The 16,192-nt window shown below is 55.9% G+C and carries 13 protein-coding genes and 1 rRNA gene; 4 read left to right on the top strand and 10 right to left on the bottom strand.

The window, feature by feature from the left end; genetic code table 11:
• Positions 1-12 precede the first annotated feature (12 nt).
• Together panS and WFN75_RS15205 are read left to right on the top strand one after the other, a co-directional pair.
• On the top strand, positions 13-957 hold the full coding sequence (gene panS / locus WFN75_RS15200) for a ketopantoate/pantoate/pantothenate transporter PanS (RefSeq protein ID WP_263617148.1): 945 nt from the start codon (positions 13-15) through the stop codon (positions 955-957).
• 49 nt (positions 958-1,006) lie between these two features.
• Positions 1,007-1,279 carry a DUF3811 domain-containing protein gene (locus WFN75_RS15205; protein ID WP_040077645.1) on the top strand — a complete coding sequence of 91 codons (273 nt, stop codon included), beginning with the start codon at positions 1,007-1,009 and terminating at the stop codon, positions 1,277-1,279.
• On the opposite strand, the gene rluF is transcribed toward WFN75_RS15205, so the two are convergent.
• From rluF to metH, 5 genes are all read right to left on the bottom strand, one after another.
• A complete protein-coding gene (gene rluF / locus WFN75_RS15210) occupies positions 1,280-2,149 on the bottom strand; it encodes a 23S rRNA pseudouridine(2604) synthase RluF (protein WP_046885554.1) in 870 nt (289 codons plus the stop codon).
• A gap of 54 nt (positions 2,150-2,203) precedes the next feature.
• The gene (locus WFN75_RS15215; RefSeq protein ID WP_040077647.1) at positions 2,204-2,521 is read right to left on the bottom strand and encodes a CcdB family protein; all 318 of its coding nucleotides are present in this window, start codon (positions 2,519-2,521) and stop codon (positions 2,204-2,206) included.
• Positions 2,521-2,814, bottom strand: coding sequence for a type II toxin-antitoxin system CcdA family antitoxin (locus WFN75_RS15220; RefSeq protein ID WP_336996434.1), 294 nt, complete (start codon positions 2,812-2,814; stop codon positions 2,521-2,523). The genes WFN75_RS15215 and WFN75_RS15220 overlap by 1 nt, the downstream gene beginning before the upstream one ends.
• A gap of 95 nt (positions 2,815-2,909) precedes the next feature.
• Complete coding sequence (locus WFN75_RS15225; RefSeq protein WP_046885556.1) at positions 2,910-4,541, bottom strand: Na/Pi cotransporter family protein; 1,632 nt, start codon at positions 4,539-4,541, stop codon at positions 2,910-2,912.
• Between the two features lie 182 nt (positions 4,542-4,723).
• Positions 4,724-8,407 (bottom strand): methionine synthase, encoded by a 3,684-nt coding sequence (metH, locus tag WFN75_RS15230; protein ID WP_336996435.1) that lies wholly within the window; start codon positions 8,405-8,407, stop codon positions 4,724-4,726.
• 193 nt (positions 8,408-8,600) lie between these two features.
• Between metH and iclR the strand changes: the two genes are divergently transcribed.
• Together iclR and WFN75_RS15240 are read left to right on the top strand one after the other, a co-directional pair.
• Positions 8,601-9,425 carry a glyoxylate bypass operon transcriptional repressor IclR gene (gene iclR, locus WFN75_RS15235; RefSeq protein ID WP_154298839.1) on the top strand — a complete coding sequence of 275 codons (825 nt, stop codon included), beginning with the start codon at positions 8,601-8,603 and terminating at the stop codon, positions 9,423-9,425.
• A complete protein-coding gene (locus WFN75_RS15240; protein WP_336996436.1) occupies positions 9,426-9,848 on the top strand; it encodes an ASCH domain-containing protein in 423 nt (140 codons plus the stop codon). It abuts the gene before it with no gap.
• On the opposite strand, the gene aceK is transcribed toward WFN75_RS15240, so the two are convergent.
• The 5 genes from aceK to rrf all read right to left on the bottom strand — a co-directional run.
• Positions 9,806-11,563, bottom strand: a complete 1,758-nt coding sequence (gene aceK / locus WFN75_RS15245; RefSeq protein ID WP_336996437.1) for a bifunctional isocitrate dehydrogenase kinase/phosphatase — start codon at positions 11,561-11,563, stop codon at positions 9,806-9,808. The genes WFN75_RS15240 and aceK overlap by 43 nt on opposite strands.
• Positions 11,564-11,619: 56 nt before the next feature.
• Positions 11,620-12,924, bottom strand: a complete 1,305-nt coding sequence (aceA, locus tag WFN75_RS15250; protein ID WP_212478563.1) for an isocitrate lyase — start codon at positions 12,922-12,924, stop codon at positions 11,620-11,622.
• 156 nt (positions 12,925-13,080) lie between these two features.
• Complete coding sequence (aceB, locus tag WFN75_RS15255) at positions 13,081-14,682, bottom strand: malate synthase A (protein WP_336996438.1); 1,602 nt, start codon at positions 14,680-14,682, stop codon at positions 13,081-13,083.
• A gap of 270 nt (positions 14,683-14,952) precedes the next feature.
• Positions 14,953-15,882, bottom strand: coding sequence for a homoserine O-acetyltransferase MetA (gene metA / locus WFN75_RS15260; protein ID WP_336996439.1), 930 nt, complete (start codon positions 15,880-15,882; stop codon positions 14,953-14,955).
• 207 nt (positions 15,883-16,089) lie between these two features.
• Positions 16,090-16,192 (bottom strand): 5S ribosomal RNA (gene rrf, locus WFN75_RS15265); the annotation flags it as partial.

The following is a 16,192-nucleotide window of genomic DNA, read 5'->3' on the forward strand; positions in this document are numbered from 1 at the left end:
CAAGGAAAACCTATGTTAGCCGTTATCACCAGGCTGTTCCCGTTATGGGCACTGCTGCTCTCTGTACTCGCGTATTACACGCCTACCCATTTCACCGCCATTGGCCCCTGGATCACAACCCTGCTGATGCTGATTATGTTCGGCATGGGCGTCCATTTAAAAATCGACGACTTCAAGCGCGTGCTGTCGCGCCCGGCGCCGGTCGCAGCGGGCACTTTCCTGCACTACCTGATCATGCCGCTCGCCGCCTGGCTGCTGGCGATGGCGTTTAAAATGCCGCCTGACCTCTCTGCCGGCATGGTACTGGTGGGCAGCGTTGCCAGCGGAACCGCCTCTAACGTAATGATCTATCTGGCGAAAGGGGATGTCGCACTTTCGGTGACTATCTCTTCGGTGTCGACCCTGGTGGGCGTGATCGCCACCCCGCTGTTAACCCGCCTGTACGTTGATGCGCATATTCAGGTGGATGTGATGGGAATGCTGCTCAGCATCCTGCAAATCGTGGTGATCCCTATTGCGCTGGGTCTGGTTATTCACCATCTTTTCCCGCGCATGGTAAAGGCGGTTGAGCCGTATCTGCCCGCCTTTTCGATGGTCTGTATTCTGGCCATTATCAGCGCCGTGGTGGCCGGCTCGGCTGCACATATCGCCTCCGTCGGCTTTGTCGTTATTATTGCGGTGGTGCTGCACAACATTATCGGGCTGCTGAGTGGCTACTGGGGCGGTAAGCTCTTTGGCTTTGATGAATCCACCTGCCGCACGCTGGCCATTGAAGTGGGGATGCAGAACTCCGGCCTGGCGGCGGCGCTTGGCAAGATCTACTTTTCACCGCTGGCGGCATTGCCGGGCGCGCTGTTCTCCGTCTGGCACAACCTGTCCGGCTCTCTGCTGGCGGGCTACTGGTCCGGCAAAGCGATTGATGAACAACCGAAAAAAGATGCGGTAAAGCAGGGTTAATTGGCGACACTTGCTTTACACTGAAGCCTCCCCTTCAGGAGGCTTCGCAATGGCGACACCCCGTTTGACCCAGAAAGAGATGACAGAAGCCGAGCAGCGCGAACTCAAAACGCTACTCGATCGCGCCCGTATCGCGCATGGCCGTACGCTAACGAACGCCGAAACCAATCAGGTTAAAAAAGAGTACATCGATAAGCTGATGGCGCAGCGTGAAGCCGCGGCGAAGAAAGCCCGCAAGCTGAAAAAAGAGCAGGCTTATAAACCGGATGCAGAGGCGACCTTCTCCTGGTCAGCCAGTACATCAACCCGTGGAAGGCGCTAATTAGCGCCCTTTCTTTTTACGGCCCGGCTGGGTAAAGCGTTTCCCCGCGGGCTTGCCCCGCCCTTTTTCTTCAGCAGGCGGCGCCTTCACGACCGGGCGCTTAATCGCCTGAGTTTTCGGTTTTGCTTTCGCCTTTGGCTTCGCTTCAGAAGAGGAGTTTTCGATCAGCCTGAACAGCTCAATCAGCTCGTCGCCGGTCAGGTCGCGCCACTCGCCCAGCGGAATACCGGACAGGCTGACGTTCATAATGCGTGTGCGCTCGAGCTTTGTGACTTCATAGCCGAAATGCTCGCACATACGACGGATCTGGCGGTTTAGTCCCTGTACCAATGTAATGCGAAACGAGAATGGCCCCTCTTTCTTCACCTTACATTTCTTCGTGACGGTGCCCAAAATCGGCACGCCTGCGCCCATGCCCTGGATAAATTCATCGGTGACCGCTTTGTTCACCGTCACAATGTACTCTTTCTCGTGATCGTTACCGGCACGCAGGATTTTGTTAACCAGATCACCATGGTTGGTGAGGAAAATCAGCCCCTGAGAGTCTTTATCCAGGCGGCCAATCGGGAAGATGCGGGTGCTGTGGTTGACGAAATCAACGATGTTATCGCGCTCGCCATCTTCGGTGGTGCTAACGATGCCAACCGGTTTGTTCAACGCGATAAATACCAGGTCTTCTGCATCACGCGGCTCGATGAGTTGACCATTTACTTTAACCACGTCGCCGGGCGTAACCTGGTCGCCAATGGTGGCGCGTTTGCCGTTGATAAACACGTTACCCTGTTCGATGTAACGGTCTGCTTCGCGACGTGAGCAAATTCCGCTCTCGCTAATGTATTTATTTAATCGGGTTGATTGTTCTGGCAGCATAGTTTCTCCTGTGAAGGGCGAAATATACCTTACCTTGCGGCTGACAAAAAAGGCTTAGTAACCGTTGATGAGAAAATCGAGCGCATCACGCAATGACGCCCGGTTTTGCGTAAGATCGGCGACACACCTGCCCAACTCTGTTGGTGAAATGCCTGCCATCATGTGCATCATGACCACACAGGGCTTACCCGCTATCTCAACGACAGGGCATACTTTCGCAGGTGGCTGAACGCCTCGAAGATGGCTAAGTTCAACGGCGGGGGCGACCAGAAGGTGCTTCATCACATTGGCCACGGGATGCTGCATATTGATTAGCCAGGGATATGCCGTTTTACCCCTACCTTCATTCTCATAAGCAAAATATTGCTTCATCAGAAAGATCTCTGAAAGTCACTAAAGGAGCCGTTTTCCTCTACCCACTGGCTAATAGCCTCGATAGAGGCTTTATTTTCTTCTAACCACGCGGCGCGCTGATGCACACGAAACTGCTCCTGAAGTGCAGCCGTGAGTACAGCGGAGAGATTAAGATTAAGACGTCGCGCCTCTTCAAGAATTTCTGGTGCTAAAGACACATTAACTGATTTTTTATTGCCAGAAGTAGTGCGCATGAGAACCCCCATCGAAATGCGCATGAATTGGCGAAGTGTAGCGTAATAAACAACCATTTTCTATTCCCTTAAAATCATAAGGTTTTAAGCGTAAATGGCGCTTTAAAAGGTGTCACGCCTCGCAACATGGTTTTGCGAGGCGCTTTCAGAGATTAATACTCATCCCGCTCATCATCTTCGTCCGGCTGCTCCATCACGCTATACGCCACTGCGCAGAACAGCGAATTGAGACGCTTCATATCCCCCAGCAGGCCCAGGTGCAGGGAGCTGGTTTCAATGCTTTGCACGTTCTGCTGATGCAGACGCTCGACGTGAGCGTGGGAATAACGGCGGTTAAGGATGCGGAAACGGTGCTTGTTACGGCGCAGGCGGCGGGCGCTGGGCACGTCTCCGGAGAAGAAGACCGACATGGCCAGCTTCAGGTTACTCACCAGCTGTTCGTGTAACGCTTCCAGCTCTTGTAACCCTTCAAGGGAGAATGCGCGACGGGCCGCCAGCGATTTGTCGGCGATTTCACTGCCCATGCGTTCAACAATATCGGACGCCTGCTCAAGGTTAAGCGACATTTCGATAATCTCCGCCCAGCGGCGGGACTCCTCTTCCGCCAGTTCATCCTGCGGCATGCGAGCCAGATAGAGCTTGATAGCGGTGTAGAGCACGTTGATATCGTCGGCGAGTTTACGCAGCGCTTTCTCTTCCCGCGGTTCGCCACGCATCACTTTTTGCAGCCCATCGAGCATGGTTTCCATGGCATCGCCCATCCGCAACGTCTCGCGGGCAGCATTGGCCAGCGCCAGCGCTGGCGTATCCAGCGCGGAGGTATCCAGGTGCTTGGGTTTGAGGCGCGAATCCAGCTCGGGCTCGTCGCGGATCATCCGTTCGCAGAAGCGCGCCATCGGCCCGGCGAAAGGCACCATCGCCAGGCAGCGTACCAGGTTGTAGAAGACGTGGAAGTAGATCACCAGCTCTGCCTTCGGCAGCGGCAGGTTATCCATCAGATTCGCCAGCGGGTGAACAAACGGCAGGATGATCAAACTGCCCACCAGCTTAAACAGCAGGCTGCCCAGCGCCACGCGGCGGGCAGCGGCATTGGCGGCGCTGTTGTTGAGCATCGCCAGCAGGCCGGAGCCAAGGTTAGCGCCAATCACCAGACAGAGCGCCACCGGGAAAGAGATGGCACCGGCGGCCGTTAATGTCGCCGTCAGTAGCACCGCCGCCAGGCTGGAGTAGCTGACAATGGCAAAGACCGCGCCGATGAGCGCATCCAGCATGATATCGCCGGTCAGGGAGGCAAAGATGACCTGCACACCGTTGGCCTGGGTGATCGGCGTAACGGCCTGCACAATCAGCTCCAGCGCCAGCAGGATCAGACCGAGGCCAATCCCCACGCGCCCGAGTTGCCCGGCGCGGGTCTGCTTACGCCCCAGAAAGAAGATAACGCCGATAAAAATCAGCAGCGGCGAGAGCCAGGAGAGATCAAACGTCAGGACACGCGCCATTAGCGCGGTACCCACATCGGCACCGAGCACGATCACCAGCGCAGGGGTCAACGCCACCAGGTCCTGCGCCACAAAGGAGGTGACCAGCATGGTCGTAGCATTACTGCTTTGCACCAAAGCAGTCACGCCAATGCCCGCGCAAAAGGCGAGCGGCTTCTTCTCAACGCTTCGGCTAAGAACAGTACGTAAACGTGCGCCGAACACGCGCATCACACCGGTACGGACAATATGGGTACCCCATACCAGCAGCGCCACTGCAGAGAGCAGGTGTAACAGAGTCAGCACGGAAGTGGTTTCTCCTTATCGTTAATTCATCCTTACTCCAGTATAAGGGTTTAAATGTAAGAAAGAGAAAGGGCGCCCGATGAGCGCCCTGTTAGTTGTAAGGAAAGGTGACGTGAGTTCTGGCACAGCCAGATCAGGCACAGGGCGTCCCGAGTGAGGCAGCCCTGCTGCGAGCGGGCAGGTTAATCGGCATCGTAACCGAGGTTAGGTGCTAACCAGCGCTCCACTTCCGACACGCTCATCCCTTTGCGTCGGGCATAGTCTTCAATCTGATCGCGCTGAAGCTGCGCCACCGCGAAGTATTTACTATCGGGATGGCTGAAGTACCAGCCGGAAACGGACGCGCCAGGCCACATGGCGAAGGACTCAGTGAGCTTCATTCCGGTATGGGCCTCTACGTCCAGTAATTTCCAGATGGTGCCCTTTTCAGTGTGTTCCGGACAGGCCGGATAGCCCGGCGCCGGACGGATACCCTGGTAGTTTTCGCGGATCAGCTCCTCGTTGCTGAGGTTCTCGTTCGCCGCATAGCCCCAGTGCACTTTACGCACGCGCTCGTGCAGATACTCTGCAAAGGCCTCTGCCAGACGGTCGGCGATCGCTTTCACCATGATTTTGTTGTAATCATCATGCTGCGCGTCAAACGCGTCTGCCAGCGCATCCTCTTCCAGGCCGCCGGTTACGGCGAAGGCGCCGATGTAATCTGCTTTTCCGGAAAGCTTCGGCGCCACAAAATCGGCGAGGCAGTAGTTGGCAAAGCCGATTTTCTCGGTTTGCTGACGCAGATGGCGACTGACGGCCAGCACCTGGGTACGGGTTTCATCCCGATAAATTTCCACGTCGTCGCCCACGCGGTTGGCCGGGAACAGGCCCACTACGCCGCGCGGATTAAGGGTTTTCTCCGCACTCAGGGTATCGAGCATGTCGTTGGCATCTTTGAACAGGCGCTTCGCCTCTTCCCCCACCACCTCGTCTTCGAGGATGCGCGGGTACTTGCCCGCCAGCGACCAGGTCATAAAGAACGGCGTCCAGTCGATGTAGTTACGCAGCGTTTCGATGCTGGCGGTAACCGCCTGCACGCCCAGACGATGTGCCACCGGCGGCGTATAGGCAGACCAGTCAAACGCCAGATCGTTTTCCCGTGCCGCCTGCAGCGTGACCGGCGGCGTGCGTGGTTTTTTACGACCATGCTGGATGCGCACGGTTTCGTACTCTTTACGGGTACGCGCGACAAAGTCATCGCGCTGAGTTTCGGAGAGCAGCGCGGATACCACGCCCACGGTGCGCGAGGCGTTCTGCACGTATACCGTCGGCCCGCTGTAGTTCTGCTCGATTTTCACCGCCGTGTGCGCTTTTGAGGTGGTGGCTCCGCCAATCAGCAGCGGAATGGTAAAGCCCTGCCGCTCCATCTCTTTTGCCACGTTGACCATCTCGTCCAGCGACGGGGTAATCAGCCCGGAGAGGCCAATCAGGTCGGCGTTCACTTCCCGCGCGGTTTTGAGGATTTTCTCCGCCGGGACCATGACGCCGAGGTCGATAATCTCGTAGTTGTTGCACTGCAAAACCACGCCGACGATATTCTTGCCGATGTCGTGCACGTCGCCTTTTACCGTGGCGATGACCATTTTGCCGTTGCTGGAGCCTTTCTCTTTGCTGGCTTCAATGTACGGCTCAAGGTAGGCCACCGCCTGTTTCATTACGCGTGCGGATTTCACCACCTGCGGCAGGAACATTTTGCCCTCGCCGAAGAGATCGCCCACCACGTTCATGCCGTCCATCAGCGGACCTTCAATCACCTCTATCGGGCGCGCAGCCTGCTGGCGGGCCTCTTCGGTATCGATTTCAATAAATTCGGTAATACCTTTAACCAGTGAATACTCCAGACGCTTTTTCACGTCCCAGGCGCGCCATTCGGCCTGCTGAACATTGACTGCGTCATCGGATTTACTGCCGCGGTATTTCTCCGCCAGCTCCAGCATACGCTCGGTGGCGTCGTCGCGGCGGTTAAGGATCACGTCCTCTACCGCGTCGCGCAGTTCGGCGGGCAGGTCGTCGTAAATTGCCAGCTGTCCGGCGTTGACGATGCCCATGTCCATGCCGTTGCGGATGGCATAGTAGAGGAACACGGCGTGAATGGCCTCACGCACCGGGTCGTTACCGCGGAACGAGAACGAGACGTTCGATACGCCGCCGGAGATCAGCGCGTGCGGCAGCTCGCGTTTGATGTCTTCACAGGCGCCAATAAAGTCCTGCGCGTAGTTGTTATGCTCTTCAATGCCGGTTGCCACGGCAAAAATATTTGGGTCGAAGATGATGTCTTCCGGTGGAAAGCCTACCTCTTCGGTCAAAATCTTGTATGCGCGGCGGCAGATCTCAATTTTGCGCTCGCGGGTATCGGCCTGGCCGACTTCGTCAAAGGCCATCACCACCACGGCGGCGCCGTAACGACGCACCTGCTTCGCATGGTGGATAAAACTCTCAACCCCCTCTTTCATCGAAATCGAGTTAACAATGCCTTTGCCCTGAATGCACTTCAGCCCTTTTTCGATGACGTCCCATTTGGAGGAGTCGATCATGATCGGTACGCGGGCGATATCCGGCTCACCGGCAATCAGATTCAGGAAGCGCACCATCGCCGCTTCGGCGTCGAGCATCCCCTCATCCATATTGATGTCGATGATCTGCGCACCGCTCTCTACCTGCTGACGCGCTACGTCCAGCGCTTCGCTGTACTTCTCTTCTTTGATCAGGCGTTTGAACTTCGCGGAACCGGTCACGTTAGTACGTTCCCCGACGTTCACAAACAGGCTGTCGTCGCCGATGGTCAACGGCTCAAGGCCGGAAAGGCGGCAGGCAACCGGGATGTCCGGCAGCTTGCGCGGCGGCAGCCCGGCTACCGCGTTACTCATGGCGGCGATGTGCTCCGGTGTAGTACCGCAGCAGCCGCCGACGATATTCAGGAAGCCAGACTCGGCCCACTCGCGGATTTGTGCCGCCATGGTGTCGGCATCCAGATCGTATTCACCGAAGGCGTTTGGCAGCCCGGCGTTCGGGTGCGCGGTGACGTAGCACTCTGCGATGCGGGACAACTCCTGCACGTACTGGCGCAGTTCGTCCGGCCCCAGGGCGCAGTTCAGGCCGAAGGTGAGCGCGTCGGCGTGGCGCAGGGAGTTGTAAAATGCTTCGGTGGTCTGCCCGGAGAGGGTACGCCCGGAGGCGTCGGTAATGGTGCCGGAAATCATGATCGGCAGATCCACGCCCAGCGCCTCGAACTCCTCTTTGACGGCGTAAATCGCGGCTTTCGCGTTCAGGGTGTCGAAAACGGTTTCAATCAGAATCAGATCGGAACCGCCCTCCACCAGCGCACGGGTCGACTCACGGTAGGCAGCCACCAGTTGATCGAAACTGATATTGCGAAACGCCGGGTCGTTAACATCCGGAGAGATGGAGGCGGTGCGGTTTGTCGGCCCCAGTACGCCGGCAACGTAGCGCGGTTTTTCTGGCGTGCGGGCGGTCCACTCATCGGCGCAGGCGCGCGCCAGCTTTGCCGCCTCGTAGTTGATCTCCGCCGACAGGGATTCCATCTCATAATCCGCCATGGCGATAGTGGTCGAGTTAAAGGTGTTCGTCTCAACGATATCGGCACCCGCCTCGAAGTAGGCGTAATGGATAGCCGCGATGATCTCAGGCTTACTGAGCACCAGCAGATCGTTGTTACCTTTCAGATCGCAGGGCCAGTCGGCGAAGCGCTCGCCGCGGAAATCCTCTTCACTCAGACGATAGCTCTGGATCATGGTGCCCATGCCGCCATCCAGCACCAGAATGCGTTCATTTAACTGCGCGCGCAGTTGATCTACTTTGCTACTCACACTCGCTCCCGACTACGCTCAACAAGGCCATAAGGCTGCATTCCATACTGGCATAATCTTGCAGGGTGGAAAAGTCACACAGCGGTAACATGAGACAAGTTCAGCATCACACCTCCGACCAGCAATGAAAGCGGTTGCAAAAGCAGCAAATAAAACGAAAATGATTTCCACGATACAGAAAAAGGAGCCCATCATGGTCGCTACCGTTCCCGCCAAACGCGGCAGAAAACCTGCTGCCAACGCCGCACCGCAAAGTGGGCAAGTTCAGTCATTGACCCGTGGGTTAAAACTGCTGGAGTGGATTGCCGAATCACACAGTAGCGTCGCGCTGACCGAGCTGGCACAGCAGGCTGGCCTGCCTAATTCCACGACGCACCGCCTGCTCACCACCATGCAGCAGTTGGGCTTTGTGCGTCAGGTCGGTGAGCTGGGCCACTGGGCAGTGGGTGCGCACGCGTTTATCGTGGGCAGCAGCTTTTTGCAGACGCGCAATCTGCTGGCCATCGTCCACCCCATCCTGCGTAAACTGATGGAAGAGTCTGGCGAGACGGTGAACCTGGCGGTGCTGGACCAGAGCGATCATCAGGCGATTATTATCGACCAGGTGCAGTGTACACAGCTGATGCGTATGTCAGCCCCCATTGGCGGTAAACTGCCGATGCACGCCTCGGGTGCAGGGAAGGCGTTTCTTTCTCAGTTGAGCGAAGAGCAGGTGACGGGGCTGTTGCACCGCAAAGGGCTGCACGCTTATACCCATGCCACGCTGGTCTCTCCCGTGCACCTGAAAGAGGACCTGGCCCTGACCCGCAAGCGCGGTTACTCCTTTGATGACGAAGAGCATGCGCTGGGTCTGCGCTGTCTGGCGGCCTGTATTTTTGACGAGCACCGCGAGCCGTTTGCGGCCATCTCTATCTCCGGCCCCATTTCGCGCATGACCGACGATCGGGTGACCGAGCTGGGGGCGCTGGTCATCAAAGCCGCGAAAGAGGTGACGCTGGCCTATGGAGGGGTGCGCTGAATGAGCAATTTAAAAGCGTACTGGCAGGATAAATATCCTCAGGCTTTTTGCTGGTCGTTCGGCGATTCACCCGAAATGGCCGATGAGCTGGCCGCCCTGGTCGTCGCCGGGAAGAAGCGCGGCACCTGCGGCTCGTTAGCCAGTTATCAGCAAGAGCTGCCACCCGTCACGCCCGGCGCCATACATATTGTACTCAACGGTAAAGGCGATGCCGTCTGCGTCATTCGCACCATGGCGCTTCGAATCATACGCTTTAACGAAATGAGCCCTGAACTGGCGGCCCTGGAAGGCGAAGGCGATCTCAGCCTGGCTTACTGGCAATCGGTCCACCAGGCCTTCTTCGAGCGCGAAGGCAACTGGTCGCCGGAGATGGAGCTGGTTTATGAAGAGTTCACCGTCGTCGAGACCGCCGAAACGCCGTAACGAATACAAAACCGTTGGCGGCGGCGGTAGGCGTAAACATCCTCGACATGCCCCTGTTTAATGCGTGACTGCAAACCGCGCCAGTAATCGGCGCGGAACAGGTCGGCGTGCATCTCTTCAAATAGCGGCCCGATGCGCGGGTCAGCGCATAACCAGTGACGAAACTCCTCCGGGAAAACATCCCCCGGCGAGACGCTGTACCAGGGTTCACTGGCCAGCTCATCTTCGGGATAGCGCGGCGGCGGGATATCGCGGAAATTCACCTCCGTCATATAGCAAATTTCATCGTAATCGTAGAACACCACCCTTCCGTGTCGGGTGACGCCGAAGTTTTTGAAGAGCATATCGCCAGGAAAGATATTGGCTGCCGCCAGCTGCCGGATGGCATTGCCGTACTCTTCAATAGCATCGCGCAGCGCCTGCCCTTCTACCTGCTCCAGCCAGATATTGAGCGGCACCATACGCCGCTCAATATAAAGATGGCTGATGGCAATCTGATCGCCAAGATCGGTGATTTTGCCTGAGGCCTCCTGCAACAGAAGCGCCATCAAAGCCGGGTCTATCTGCCGCTTATCCAGAACAAAATTTTCAAACTCCTGGGTATCGGCCATCCGCCCCACGCGGTCATGCTCTTTAACCAGCTGATAGCAGGCGCGGACATGCGCAGCGGTCATCTCCTTTTGCGGCGCGAACTGATCTTTAATGACTTTAAAAACCCGATCAAATCCCGGCAGGGTAAAGACCAGCATCACCATGCCGCGAATACCGGGCGCCTCAATAAAGCGCTCATCCGCGCGGCTGATGTACTGCACATACTCGCGGTAGCTTTCCGTTTTGCCGTGCTTCTGACAGCCAATCGCCATATACAGCTCGGCCGTGGTTTTACCCGGCAGGAGCTCGCGCAGCCACTCAACCAGGGCCGCAGGCAACGGTGCGTACACCATGAAATAGGAGCGGGCGAAGCCAAACACGATGCTGGCTTCGGCGTGAGTGGTCAGGCAGGTATCGATAAACAGCTCGCCCGCATCGCTACGATGAATGGGCAATAGCAGCGGGACCGTGGCGGAGGGCATGACCAGCTTCCCCACCAGCCAGGCGGCCTTATTGCGATAAAAGAGTTCGTTCGCCACCTGTAAATGGCTCTGCCTGAGTATCGCGTCGCCGAACGATTCACGCAGATGCGCATGGATAAACCCGATATCGCGCGATTTATCCTGCCAGGGTAAACGCAGTGGCAAATCACTTAATACCCGGTGGAGCAGCGCTTCCCAGCCATTATCGGGCCAAAAATCTTTCGCCAGCGGGCGCGGGATGGTGCGAAATCGGCGCTCTGGCTGAGAGCTGAAAATAAATAACCGCTCAGGCGATAACGAGCGGTGGTCAAATAACCGGCAATAGACGGAGTTGAAAAAGCTCTCCGCAATCTCGAAGCGCGGGTAATCCGGCAATAGCTGGGTATAGTGCGCCTTCACGCATAGCAGGAAGGCCTCATCGGTGCTTTTGCCCTCGGTAATACAGTGCAACTGCTCTACCACCAGGCCGACGTGATGATCGTAAAGGTGGATGCGCTGCTTCATGGCCTGTTGCACGGCATGCCAGTCGGCATTTTCAAAGCGCTGCTGGGCACCGGCGGTCACTTCCAGAAAACGGCCGTACTGGGCGTCGAAGCCCTGCAGAATGGTTTGTGCAATCAGTAATTCCAGGCCACGCGACATAACGTTCTCCAGTGCCCCTCACCTTCTTCCCATGGAGAGAGGGCGAGGGGAAAATATCAGAACTGGGCTTCTTCGGTAGACCCCGTTAACGCGGTCACGGAGGAGGTTCCACCCTGGATGATGGTGGTGACGTTATCGAAGTAGCCTGTTCCCACCTCCTGTTGATGTGAAACGAAGGTGTAACCCTCTTTACCCGCTGCAAATTCAGGCTGCTGCACTTTTTCAACATAGTGCTTCATGCCCTCTCCCTGTGCGTATGCATGCGCCAGGTCGAACATGTTGAACCACATGCTATGGATACCCGCCAGGGTGATGAACTGGTATTTGTAGCCCATATCAGAGAGCTGCTGCTGGAAGCTGGCGATGGTTTTATCGTCGAGATTTTTCTGCCAGTTAAAGGACGGGGAGCAGTTATACGCCAGCAGTTTGCCCGGGTACTTCGCGTGGATGGCGTCGGCAAAGCGTTTCGCCAGCGCCAGGTCTGGCGTGGAGGTTTCGCACCACACCAGGTCAGCATAGGGGGCGTAGGCCAGACCACGGCTAATGGCCTGCTCAATGCCGGCATGGGTGCGGTAGAACCCCTCGCGGGTGCGCTCGCCGGTGATAAATTCGCTGTCGTAGGGGTCGCAATCCGAGGTGATCAGATCTGCCGCATCTGCGTCAGTTCGGGCGATGACCAGCGTTGGTACGCCCAGCACGTCCGCTGCCAGACGGGCCGCAACCAGTTTCTGAATGGCTTCCTGCGTGGGAACCAGTACCTTGCCCCCCATATGGCCACACTTCTTCACCGAGGCGAGCTGATCTTCAAAGTGAACGGCCGCTGCACCGGCTTCAATCATCGATTTCATCAATTCGAAGGCGTTAAGTACACCACCAAACCCGGCTTCCGCATCGGCAACGATCGGCAGGAAGTAATCTACAAAACGGGGATCGTTAGGCTCAATCCCGGCCGCCCACTGGATCTGATCCGCCCGACGGAAGCTATTGTTGATCCGATCCACCACCGAAGGGACAGAGTTCGCCGGGTAGAGCGATTGATCCGGATACATGCTTGAGGCCAGGTTAGCATCTGCTGCCACCTGCCAGCCGGAGAGATAGATCGCCTCAATCCCGGCTTTTGCCTGCTGCAGCGCCTGGCCGCCGGTTAACGCGCCGAGGCTATTGATATAACCTTTTTTGGCGCCCCCGTGCAGCAGCTTCCACATTTTTGCCGCGCCATGCTGAGCAAGCGTGCACTCCGGGTTGACCGAGCCGCGTAATTTCACCACTTCCTCTGCGCTATACGGGCGACAGATGCCTTCCCAGCGCGGTTGGGTCCACTCTTTTTGTAATTCTTCGATTTGTTGGGTACGGGTTTTCATGTGCAGATGCTCCATATTATATTCCTGGCTTCCCAGGCGTTATCAGTGAAGACAGTTTGGCCACGGGAGCAGCGCAGAAACCGGCACGTACTTATAGTACGGGAGGGTTTTGAGCACTGCCCCGCGCCAAAATGGCGAACAATACAGCCCGGGCCTTTACGCCAGCAGGCGATAGCCTGGCAGGGTGAGGAAGTCGATTAAGTCATCTGATGTCGTGATTTGCTCCATCAGGCGGGCGGCGTCGGCAAAACGTCCGCTACTGAAACGGTGTTCTCCCAGCTCTTCCTGAATGTTTTGCATCTCTTCTGCCAGCATCTGGCGGAAGAGGGATTTGGTTACCGGCTTGCCGTTGCTGAGTGTTTTTTGATGATGAATCCACTGCCAGATGGACGTGCGCGATATTTCCGCCGTGGCCGCATCTTCCATCAGACCGTAGATGGGCACGCAGCCATTGCCGGAGATCCAGGCTTCGATGTACTGCACGGCGACGCGAATGTTGGCACGCATCCCCTCTTCCGTACGCTCGCCGTCACTCGGCTCCAGCAATTGGCTGGCGCTGACTGGCGCATCATCGGCGCGGGTAACATGCAGCTGGTTTGGGTTCTCTCCGAGGATGCGACTGAAGACCTCCATCGCGGTGTCAGCCAGGCCCGGGTGTGCCACCCAGGTGCCATCGTGGCCGTTACGCGCTTCCAGCTCTTTATCTGCCTTCACTTTGGTCAGCACCTGGTTGTTACGTTCGGCATCTTTGCTCGGAATAAAGGCCGCCATCCCGCCCATGGCAAACGCGCCGCGTCTGTGGCAGGTTTTGATCAGCAGGCGTGAATAGGCACTGAGGAACGCTTTGTCCATGGTTACCACCTGACGATCCGGTAAAACGCGGTCGGGGTAGTTTTTCAGGGTTTTGATATAGCTGAAGATGTAATCCCAGCGTCCACAGTTCAGCCCGACGATGTGGTCGCGCAGGGCGTGAAGGATTTCATCCATCTGGAAGACGGCCGGCAGCGTCTCAATAAGCAGCGTGGCTTTAATGGTGCCGCGCGGCAAATTGACGCGATCCTCGGCATAACTGAAGACTTCGCTCCACCAGGCAGCTTCTTGCCATGACTGAGTTTTTGGCAGATAGAAGTAAGGGCCGCTACCTTTGGCCAGCAGGCTTTTGTGGTTATGGAAAAAGTAGAGTGCGAAATCAAACAGGCTGCCCGGAATCGCTTCCCCGCGCCAGGTGACATGTTTTTCCGGCAGATGCAGGCCGCGAACGCGGCAGATCAATACTGCCGGGTTAGGCTTGAGCTGGTAAATTTTTCCCGCTTCGTTGGTATAACTGATGGTGCCGTTTACGGCATCGCGCAGATTGATCTGTCCCTCGATTACTTTACGCCAGTCCGGTGCCAGTGAGTCTTCAAAATCTGCCATAAAGACTTTGACGTTAGCGTTCATGGCATTGATCACCATTTTACGTTCAACCGGTCCGGTGATCTCTACACGGCGATCTTGCAAATCAGCAGGAATACCGCGAATTTGCCAGTCACTTTCACGAATGGAAGCTGTTTCCGAAATAAAGTCAGGCAACCTGCCATTATCAATCTCTTGCTGCTGCTGGATGCGCGCAGCCAGCAGTTTGTTGCGCTTTGGCGTAAAGCGCGTCACCAGCTCAGTCAGGAACTCGACCGCCTCTGGCGTCAAAATTTGTTGCTCCCGCTCGCCATACGGCTGAGTAAACGTCAATTCAGCGTCTGTGGTTGCCTGTTGAGTCATTGTGTTGCTCCTCTTCAAAGATCCAAAAACAGTTTCCCAATGCGCGCGAAAGATCGTTGTTCGGTTTTCGCTCAGCAAAGATAAGACTATCTATAATTTTCTTAAAATCAAAAACTATTTCCATTTTAATTTAAAATGCCATTTAAGCCTTTGATTAGACTGTTTTTTAAAAAATATCTGAAGGTGAGCGGTATTTCGAAAATAAAAAAGGCACCCGAAGGTGCCTGATAAAGAGTGCTGAAACGCTTTAGGATCGTTTCGGGCAGGAGATTACTCCAGCGTTGGATTCATGTGGCGCAGATCGTATGGCGTAATCTGGTAGACGTAATAGTTGAGCCAGTTGGTAAACAGCAAATTCCCGTGGCTGCGCCAGGATGCTCTCGGCGTGTTCTGTGGATCATTTTTTGGAAAATAGTTATACGGCAATTCAGGTGACAAACCGGCTTCCACGTCACGAAAATATTCGCCCGCCAGCGTATCGGGATCATACTCTGGATGGCCGGTCACAAACGCGATTCGCTTGTCTTTACTGGCAAACAGATAGGCATCACCGTCTTCAGTTTCTGCCAGGATGTCGAGATCCGTGTAATCACGAATGAGCGCCGCCGGGAAATCGGCATAACGGGAATGGGGCGCCAGGAAGGCGTCATCGAACCCGCGCGTCAGCAGTGCGTGGGGATGAAGAATATGGTGTTCATAAACGCCAGACAGCTTTTCGCTACGGGTTTGCTTCGGTATACCGTAGAGAATATTCAGCGCGGCTTGTACTGCCCAACAGACAAAAAGCGTTGAAGTGACATGATCCTTTGCCCATTCAAGCACTTGCTTGATCTGCGGCCAGTACGCAACGTCATTAAATTCCACCAGGCCGAGCGGGGCCCCCGTGACAATCAGGCCATCGAAGTTATCGTTGCGAATATCGTCGAAATTACAATAAAAGTTATTGAGGTGTTCTGAAGGTGTATTGCGAGACTCTCGCGCATCGATACGAAGCAACTGGATATCGACCTGCAGCGGCGAGTTAGAGAGCAGACGAAGAAACTGATTTTCAGTCTCGATCTTTTTAGGCATCAGGTTGAGGATAAGAACCTTCAGAGGACGAATTTCCTGACCTGTAGCACGTGAAGCCGTCATAACAAAGACGTTCTCATCACGCAAGAAATTGACGGCTGGTAGCTCGTCCTGCACCCGAATTGGCATAACCTTACATCCTCAAAGCATACGTATAAACGTTTAGACATCCAGATAGCTGACAATAACCAGGAATCGTCGAAATGTCGAGTCAGGGATGGGAAAGGTGAGAAAGTTTCAAGGAAGGTAAATGGTAGGATCGGATGGACTCTACAATGGACAAGATTGCAAAGCAAAAAACCCCGTACCTTACGGTACGGGGTTCTTCTAATTGATGCCTGGCAGTTCCCTACTCTCGCATGGGGAGACCCCACACTACCATCGGCGCTACGGCGTTTCACTTCTGAGTTCGGCATGGGGTCAGGTGGGACCACCGCGC

The sequence above is a fragment of the Leclercia sp. UBA7405 genome, from assembly GCF_037152215.1.
In the GTDB taxonomy this organism is placed as follows: Bacteria; Pseudomonadota; Gammaproteobacteria; order Enterobacterales; family Enterobacteriaceae; genus Enterobacter; species Enterobacter pneumoniae.

Excerpts from the sequence above, each read along its gene's own strand:
- aceK (WP_336996437.1), bottom strand. The coding sequence starts at position 11,563 with ATGTCGCGTGGCCTGGAATTACTGATTGCACAAACCATTCTGCAGGGC.
- aceB (WP_336996438.1), bottom strand. The coding sequence starts at position 14,682 with ATGACTCAACAGGCAACCACAGACGCTGAATTGACGTTTACTCAGCCG.
- WFN75_RS15220 (WP_336996434.1), bottom strand. The coding sequence starts at position 2,814 with ATGGTTGTTTATTACGCTACACTTCGCCAATTCATGCGCATTTCGATG.
- WFN75_RS15205 (WP_040077645.1), top strand. The coding sequence starts at position 1,007 with ATGGCGACACCCCGTTTGACCCAGAAAGAGATGACAGAAGCCGAGCAG.
- WFN75_RS15215 (WP_040077647.1), bottom strand. The coding sequence starts at position 2,521 with ATGAAGCAATATTTTGCTTATGAGAATGAAGGTAGGGGTAAAACGGCA.
- iclR (WP_154298839.1), top strand. The coding sequence starts at position 8,601 with ATGGTCGCTACCGTTCCCGCCAAACGCGGCAGAAAACCTGCTGCCAAC.
- rluF (WP_046885554.1), bottom strand. The coding sequence starts at position 2,149 with ATGCTGCCAGAACAATCAACCCGATTAAATAAATACATTAGCGAGAGC.
- metA (WP_336996439.1), bottom strand. The coding sequence starts at position 15,882 with ATGCCAATTCGGGTGCAGGACGAGCTACCAGCCGTCAATTTCTTGCGT.
- WFN75_RS15240 (WP_336996436.1), top strand. The coding sequence starts at position 9,426 with ATGAGCAATTTAAAAGCGTACTGGCAGGATAAATATCCTCAGGCTTTT.
- panS (WP_263617148.1), top strand. The coding sequence starts at position 13 with ATGTTAGCCGTTATCACCAGGCTGTTCCCGTTATGGGCACTGCTGCTC.
- aceA (WP_212478563.1), bottom strand. The coding sequence starts at position 12,924 with ATGAAAACCCGTACCCAACAAATCGAAGAATTACAAAAAGAGTGGACC.